Below are 1,501 nucleotides of genomic sequence, written 5' to 3' on the forward strand. Positions count from 1 at the left end.
CTAGAGCGGGCGAAGCGGGTCGAGGGTTTGCTGTTGTCGCTCAAGAGGTGAGAAATCTATCCAAACAATCAGAAGAACTCAATTCTAAGATAGAGAAAGAGATCAACATTGCTCAAACCACCGTCAAAGAAGCGAATGACACCGTGGGCGAGATGGCCTCTATTGACATGACGGCTGCGATTGAATCAAAGGAAAAAGTCGACAACATGTTGAAGGGAGTTCATCAAGTCAATATCGAAATAGAGCAAGAAGTGCATAAAATTAGAGAATTAGGAGGAGAGCTTAACGGGCATGTAGGAGACGGCATACGCGCATTACAGTTTGCCGACATCGTGCTGCAGCAAGGCGATTATGCAAAAGAATCCATTGAGTATTTGAAAGAAATAATGGCTGCGTTAGATAACCATCAAGAGACATCGATGCTAAGAGAAGTGTTGTCCAATATCTTGCAGCGTTCGAAACACCGCAGCGGGCCAGCAGCGAATCAGTCTAGTATTGATGAAGGCGAAGTTGAATTATTTTGAGGACAGTATATGACAGTTGAAACACAAGTAGACACCGCTTCTAAAAGAGTCACCATCGTCATTGAAGGCGCATTTGGTTTTAGTTTGGTGCAAGATTTTAGACGAAGCTACACAGACAGAAAAGAGTACTCTTTCACTGTGGATTTACGCAAAGTTGACTATATCGATAGTGCCGGGTTGGGGATGCTGCTCAATATGCAAAACTATTTGGGGCAAGCTGATGGTTCAATCACCCTCACCAACACGCTTCCACAAGTAAAAAAAATTCTTCTCATCTCGAGGTTTGATAAGAAATTTAAAATCGATTAATCATTTTTAGGTGAAGTTTTTGAAAAGTCAGTTTTAGAGGGAAGACATTATGCGAGTGATGATCGTTGATGATAATGCGACTAATCGTGAAATCTGTCGGTGTATGATACAGGATTTAGCCAGTCACATTGATACGTTTGAAAACGGTGAAGATGTTGTGCCATCAATGAAAAAGATGGAGGCACTGCCAGACATCATATTACTGGATGTCATGATGCCAGTGAAAGATGGATTCACAACCGCAATCGAGATTCGCGAAGCCTTCCCTAACATTCATATTGCGATCCTATTTCTCACTGTTCTTGATGATAATACCTCTTATGAACGTTGCCTTAACTTGGGGGATGACTTTATTTCAAAGCCGTTTGAGCGCACGGTTATTCATGCCAAAATTCAAGCCCATTACCGAATTGTGAAAATTCATAAAGAAGTCGTTCGTCAGCGTGACGAGTTGAGCCATTTCCACGAGCAAGTCCAGTATGACTATTCAATATCAGAGTCAATTTTTTCCAATTTAGTGGAAGAAATGAGTGCACAAACGAGCCATATTTTCGGCGTGAACTATATTTCAACCCCCTCCACCGTTTTCAATGGGGATTTGATTATTGTTGCTAATCGTCCTCATGGTGGGGCTTATGTTATGGTCGCGGATAGATCGGAAGAGCGGT

3 protein-coding genes are annotated in these 1,501 nt (G+C 42.2%); all 3 read left to right on the top strand.

The window, feature by feature from the left end; genetic code table 11:
* Positions 1 to 524, top strand: a 524-nt coding sequence (locus ACP45E_RS21065) for a methyl-accepting chemotaxis protein (protein WP_141707471.1), incomplete at its 5' end; no start/stop codon positions are given.
* 9 nt (positions 525 to 533) lie between these two features.
* On the top strand, positions 534 to 833 hold the full coding sequence (locus ACP45E_RS21070; protein WP_017036517.1) for an STAS domain-containing protein: 300 nt from the start codon (positions 534 to 536) through the stop codon (positions 831 to 833).
* Positions 834 to 882: 49 nt separating this feature from the next.
* A partial coding sequence (locus tag ACP45E_RS21075) for a response regulator (protein WP_141707472.1) occupies positions 883 to 1,501 on the top strand: 619 nt, incomplete at its 3' end.

This window comes from Vibrio genomosp. F10 str. 9ZD137 (genome assembly GCF_049974785.1).
Lineage (GTDB): Bacteria > Pseudomonadota > Gammaproteobacteria > Enterobacterales > Vibrionaceae > Vibrio.

What these genes read in the sequence shown, in the direction of transcription:
- ACP45E_RS21070 (WP_017036517.1), top strand. Translation starts at nt 534, where the DNA reads ATGACAGTTGAAACACAAGTAGACACCGCTTCTAAAAGAGTCACCATC.